Source organism: Pontibacterium sp., assembly GCF_041587635.1.
Classification (GTDB): Bacteria; Pseudomonadota; Gammaproteobacteria; order Pseudomonadales; family Balneatricaceae; genus Pontibacterium.
The window spans coordinates 1-6,014 of the sequence record NZ_JBFGYC010000226.1; the positions used below are offsets into that span (position 1 = coordinate 1).

Annotated in this window: 5 protein-coding genes and 1 tRNA gene; 1 reads left to right on the forward strand and 5 read right to left on the reverse strand. The window is 50.3% G+C overall.

Translation table 11 applies throughout. The annotated features are described in order from the left end of the window. On the forward strand, positions 1–649 hold a 649-nt coding region (locus ABYW01_RS11915; protein ID WP_372832928.1), incomplete at its 5' end, for an HDOD domain-containing protein. A 48-nt stretch (positions 650–697) separates the two neighbouring features. Here the strand turns inward: ABYW01_RS11915 and ABYW01_RS11920 are convergent. The 5 genes from ABYW01_RS11920 to pheT all read right to left on the reverse strand — a co-directional run. Beyond that, positions 698–2,578 (reverse strand): methyl-accepting chemotaxis protein, encoded by a 1,881-nt coding sequence (locus ABYW01_RS11920; RefSeq protein WP_372832930.1) that lies wholly within the window; start codon positions 2,576–2,578, stop codon positions 698–700. Between the two features lie 265 nt (positions 2,579–2,843). After that, positions 2,844–2,920: transfer RNA gene (locus tag ABYW01_RS11925), tRNA-Pro, on the reverse strand. Between the two features lie 69 nt (positions 2,921–2,989). Then, complete coding sequence (locus ABYW01_RS11930) at positions 2,990–3,352, reverse strand: MerR family transcriptional regulator (protein WP_372832932.1); 363 nt, start codon at positions 3,350–3,352, stop codon at positions 2,990–2,992. Beyond that, a complete protein-coding gene (gene ihfA / locus ABYW01_RS11935) occupies positions 3,330–3,635 on the reverse strand; it encodes an integration host factor subunit alpha (RefSeq protein ID WP_372832933.1) in 306 nt (101 codons plus the stop codon). The genes ABYW01_RS11930 and ihfA overlap by 23 nt, the downstream gene beginning before the upstream one ends. A gap of 18 nt (positions 3,636–3,653) precedes the next feature. Beyond that, positions 3,654–6,014, reverse strand: a 2,361-nt coding sequence (gene pheT / locus ABYW01_RS11940; protein WP_372832934.1) for a phenylalanine--tRNA ligase subunit beta, incomplete at its 5' end; no start/stop codon positions are given.

Below are 6,014 nucleotides of genomic sequence, written 5' to 3' on the forward strand. Positions count from 1 at the left end.
AAGTATCTCCCAGTACATTACGACGTTAGGTGTGACCCGCGTGTTTGTTCCTTCTCAGGATGAACATAAACTCCTGTGGAAACACTCAATAGAAACTGCGATCTATGCAGAACATATTGCGCTCAATATGAAAGAACTGAGCGTACACCCCGAGATGGCTTATATCTGTGGTCTACTGCATGACATCGGTCGCTTTGTCATGTTTGATGTTGCCCCCGAAGCCCTCAAAGGAACTCCAAGCACAAGCTGGGCATCCCCTCAGGAACTTCCTCTGGTTGAACAAAAACGTATTGGTTATGACCATTCTCAAGTGGGCATGATTGCCTGCAAACACTGGCAGTTACCGAAAGTGATCTGCAATATGGTTCGCGCCCACCACAAATACAGCATCTTCGCGAACGAGGCACTGCCTAAGAGCTTCCGCAACTTAATATTGATTATTCAATTAGCCGATTTCATTAGCATCTATCTGACCAAAAACCCGGAATGGCTGGACCTATCAGACGATGAGCTGGAGAAAAACCTCACACAGAGTTGTGTGCATAAAGCGTGGGGGGAGATCGATCTGCCGATGAAACAGCTTTCAGAGGAATTGTGCTTTCTACAAGAGAAAGCACGTGCATGGACCGAAGTGATCGGCTGCGCCTGAGTAAACCGCTCTACCCAGGCACAATCCAACTTCAGGACAAAGTACTATTCAGACCTTAAACTTACTCAAGGCACTATCCTGCTGACTCGTCAGCTGCACCATGGAGTTACAATTACTTTCCTGCTCATGCGCCTGCTCAGACACAGAACCACTGATGTCGCGGATGTTAGCCGTATTGCGGTTAATCTCCTCCGCTGTGGCACTCTGCTCCTCTGCTGCAGTCGCAATCTGCAGCGTCATCTGATTAATATCCAAAATACTTTCACGGATGCTGCCCAGCACGCCATCTGCCTCACTGGCCATTGCCTGCGTTTGGGTCGCCCGGTCACGCCCTTTCATAATCACCACCTCGGCATTCTTCACACCTGCCTGCAGCTGCTGGATCATGTCTTTAATCTCTTCCGTCGACTGCTGAGTGCGGGATGCCAGCGCCCGAACTTCATCTGCCACCACCGCAAAACCACGCCCCAAATCACCGGCACGCGCAGCCTCAATCGCAGCATTAAGCGCCAACAGGTTAGTCTGATCTGCAATATCGGTAATTGTGGTCAAAATAGAGGCAATATTATCGCTGTACGACGACAGATCGTTAATTGTCCCCACCACAGTGTCCATATCATTCGCCAGATCTGCGATTGAGTCGGTCGTACGGGATACGACCTCAACACCGGCATGCGTTGCCTCATCCACTTCCTGTGACGATGCCGCGGTGCGTTGTGCGTTAGATGCCACCTCCTGAGCCGTTGCAGACATTTCATGCATTGCGGTTGCGAGCTGGTCCAGCTCAAACAACTGCTGCCTTAACTGCCCGGAAGCCGTTTCGGCCGATGTCGCTGTCAGATCAGTATTGGCACGCACATCCACCGAGATACTCTTTACCTGTCCGACCAGCTGCTGCAGATAGTCGACAAAGCGGTTAAATTCTTCAGATACCTGCCCAAATTCATCTTTGGTAGTAACCTCCAGACGCTTAGTCAGATCACCTTCACCACTGTTAATCTCGTGCAACGAGGCCTGCAACGCCTGCAATGGGTACAGCGTGCGTGACACGGCCAGATAGATTGCGACGGAGGTCAGCAATGCACTGATCAAAGTGCCAACCAAAGCAGCCCAGCCAAAAGCATTCGCCTCTGCCATCACCTTCGCTTTATCCAGCACGACCCCCAAATACCATTCACTACCGTAAAGGCCGCTGAGCTTGTAGTAAGAGGTGAATACGGCTTGCCCATCAACCTGAGCTTCCTGCAGATCTTCTGAGAACTTCGGCACACCTGTTGTGAAAAGCTCACCCTGTCCTTTTCCGTTTAGCTCCCCGTTCGGGTGGCTGATGATATTGCCATCCGCACTCACGAGAAACGCATATCCGGTACCGTGAAAATTTAGCGTATTCACCGCATCAGAAACGGCCTTAAGACTCAAGTCCCCACCAAAGGCACCTTTGAATTGACCTTTATCGTAGAGATTAGCAACAGCAGAGATCAGAATCTCTTTCGTAGCGGCATCAGGGTATGGATCAGTCAGCACTGCGCGTTTGTGACTACGAGCATACGGATACCAGGGACGCTTGCGCGCATCCCAACCCTGCGGGTTCCAGGAAGGATCATTGGTGATGCGCTCGCCGTCTGTATCCAGACCACCAAAAATCAAAATAAACTCACGCTTTAGCAGAGGCGTGTTAAATGTCGATTGAATACCACTTTCGCTGAAATCGTCATCGATGGTCTCCGCCATCATATCGATCAGCGCCAACTTACCGTTCAGCCAGTTCGTGATCTGCTGACCTAATGCCTGTGTTGCTTCAGCCGTACCTGTTGCCGTCTTCTCATATAGCGCATCACGCACACTGTGGTACTGCACCCATGAAAAAATCGAAAATGCCAGAACGACAATGATCGACGCAAACAACGCGATTTTGTGTGAGACTTTCATCTGGAAACCCTTCTTGAGCCACGTTTTATCTCTCTGATCTTGTTGTCGGCCAACATCTGACTATCTCTAACGAATATTTCATCAGGCTGACATCTTATTATGCGACCAAAGGCGTACTACTGAAGACTAACCAAGTGAGCGACACAGTTCAATATAGGAAACCACGTGCTCTGATAGGAAATTTTTAGAAAACAGAAGGGAAATCAAATTTGATTCATGTAAAACGTATTTTTTGACAATGAATCAGCAAATATGGGGTTATTGATGGTCGGGATGAGAGGATTTGAACCTCCGACCCCCTGCACCCCATGCAGGTGCGCTACCAAGCTGCGCTACATCCCGACGATAGACAGAGTGGAAACACTCTGAAAGAAGTTAGAGATACTAACTTAAAAGAAAAATTTGTGAAGTTCAGATCTGCTTTAAATTGACCAACAGATCTTCGAGCTCGGTGATCGTTTGTCTGAGCAACTGCTTGTAGCGGGTTTGATCATCACCGTTGTCATCTCCGGACAGCCACTGACGGGCACCACTGATCGTGTAGCCCTGCTCATGCAGCAGACCTTTAATTTGACGGATCAGCAATACATCCTGCCGCTGATAATAGCGACGGTTGTTCCGCTTAACAGGTTCGATCTGATCAAACTCCTGCTCCCAATAGCGCAATACGTGCGGCTTTAGGTCACAGAGTTTGCCAACCTCACCAATCGTAAAATAACGCTTATTCGGGATAGGAACAGAATCAGTGCTACTACTGGTCTCTGCTTCCCGCATAAGCCTCTACACGATCCTTAAGTTTCTGCCCCGGACGGAAAGTGACTACCCGGCGAGCCGAGATAGGCACTTCTTCACCCGTTTTAGGATTACGGCCAGGACGCTGGCCTTTATCCCGCAGATCGAAGTTGCCAAAGCCCGACAACTTCACTTGCTCATTGATCGCCAGACTTTCACGAATTTCATCGAAAAACGCCTCGACCATATCTTTGGCTTCACGTTTATTCAAACCCAGCTCTTCGAAAAGACGCTCGGCCATGTCAGCTTTAGTCAATGAGCCCATGACAGCCACCCTTGTCGATTACTCTCGCAATGATGCGCCAAATTTAGTCTTCAGCGCAGTGATAACGGAGTCAACTGCTCCATTAATTTCGTCATCATTAAGAGTGCGCGATGGATGCTGCCAGGTCAAGCCCAGAGCAAGACTTTTTCGTCCAACTTCAATACCTTGGCCCTGGTATACGTCAAAAAGCGTCACGTTTTGCAGGAACTCACCGGCATTTTCAGCTGCACTCTGGCGCAGATCTTCAAAAGGCACCTGTTCATCCACAATCAGCGCCAGATCACGACGAGACTCTGGGAATTTGGACAATTCAGAGTAGCGAGGCAAGCGACCGGCAGTGATCGCTTCCAACTTCAGTTCAAACAGATATACCGCGCCGGACAGGCCCAGGTCTTTCGCCAGACTCGGATGCATCGCACCCAGATAACCGATCTCTTCGCCGTTACGCTTGATCACAGCCGTTTGGCCCGGATGCAGTGCGACGTGGCGACCGGAGACAAAGGTAAACTCTTCAGCAGATCCCGCCAACGCCAGAAGCGATTCCACTTCAGACTTAACATCGAAGAAATCAACGGACTCATTGTTTGCTGTCCAGCCTTCAGGATCACGTGAACCTGTTACCACACCGGCAACAACGTTCTCCTGTAGCATATCAGCCATGTTCTCACCGCGCGGCAGGAAACGCTGACCTGTCTCGAACAAACGGATACGGCTCTGCTGACGGTTCTGGTTGTACTGAACCGCTTTAACCAGACCCGGCCATACGGTTGTACGCATCACTGCCATCTCAGCCGTGATTGGGTTGGCCAAGGCAACCGCTTTATTCTGATCGTCGAACTTTTCCTGCAGGCCTGCTTCAATGAAGCTATAGGTGATCGCTTCCTGATAACCCTGTGCAATCAATGTACGACGAATATGACCCAAACCGATATTCGCTTCCACATCAGCTTTAAAAGGCAGAGATGCTTTTGGGACACGTACAGGCAGGTTGTTGTAGCCATAAACACGCGCCAACTCTTCGATCAGATCAACTTCAATGCTGATATCGAAACGGTAAGACGGTACATCGATCAACCAAGCATCATCGCCGTCCTTAGTCACAGCCATACCCAGGCGAGTCAGGATCTCTTCAATCTCCGCAACCGGCATGTCAAAAGACAGGTAGCTGTTCACTTTAGCGTGACGCAAACGCACTTTTTCAACTTTTGGCAGGTTATCTTCGCTGGCAACTTCGGTCACAGGACCGGCTTCACCACCACAGATATCCAGTAACAGCTCAGTTGCACGCTCCATCGCTTTAACCTGCAGCTGCCAATCCACACCACGCTCAAAGCGGTGAGATGAGTCGGTATGCAAACCGTAAGAGCGGGCGCGCCCAGCAATAGAGATCGGATTAAAGAATGCCGCTTCGAAGAAGACATCTTTGGTTTCAGCGGTAACACAGGATGCTTCACCACCCATAACACCCGCGATACCCAACGCACCGTTCTGATCAGCGATAACCAGCGTGTCGTCATTCAACGATACTTCCTGACCATCCAGCAGCATTAGCTTTTCATCCTGCTCAGCCATACGCGCGATGATGCTACCGGACAGCTTGTTCAGGTCATACGCATGCATCGGCTGTCCCAGCTCCTGCAAGACGTAGTTGGTGATATCAACAACCGGATCGATAGAACGCACACCCGCACGACGCAGTTTTTCAACCATCCATAACGGGGTCTGTGCCTGCACGTTGACATTACGGATCACTCGTCCCACAAAGCGAGGACAGTGCTGTGCTGCTTCCAAAGCAATTGGAAAGCTATCAGCGATCGCCGGCTCGGTAACTTTTGTCTCAACATAGGAAACAGGTGCTTTGAACAACACGCCCACTTCACGGGCGATACCACTGATGCTCAAACAGTCAGCACGGTTAGGCGTCAGGTCGACATCGATAATCATGTCGTCCAGATTCAGGTACTCACGCAGATCAGCGCCAACAGGTGCATCCGCCGCCAGCTCCATGATACCGCCGTGATCTTCAGACAGGCCCAGCTCATCTTCCGCACACAACATGCCGAAAGACTCTACCTGACGCAGTTTGGCTTTTTTGATTTTGAAGGCGTCGCCATCAGGTGTAGGCAGAACAGCACCCACCGTCGCAAAGGCTGTTTTCAGGCCCGCACGTGCATTGGGTGCACCGCATACCACCTGAAACTCTTCGCTACCATTGCTGACTTTACAGACCTGCAGCTTATCCGCATTAGGATGCTGCTCGGCTGTCAGAATCTCACCGACGATAACGCCGGAGAAGTCTTTAGCAACCGCTTCAACTTCATCTACTTCCAAACCGGCCATTGTTACCTGATGGGCCAGTTCCGCTGTATCTACTGCTGG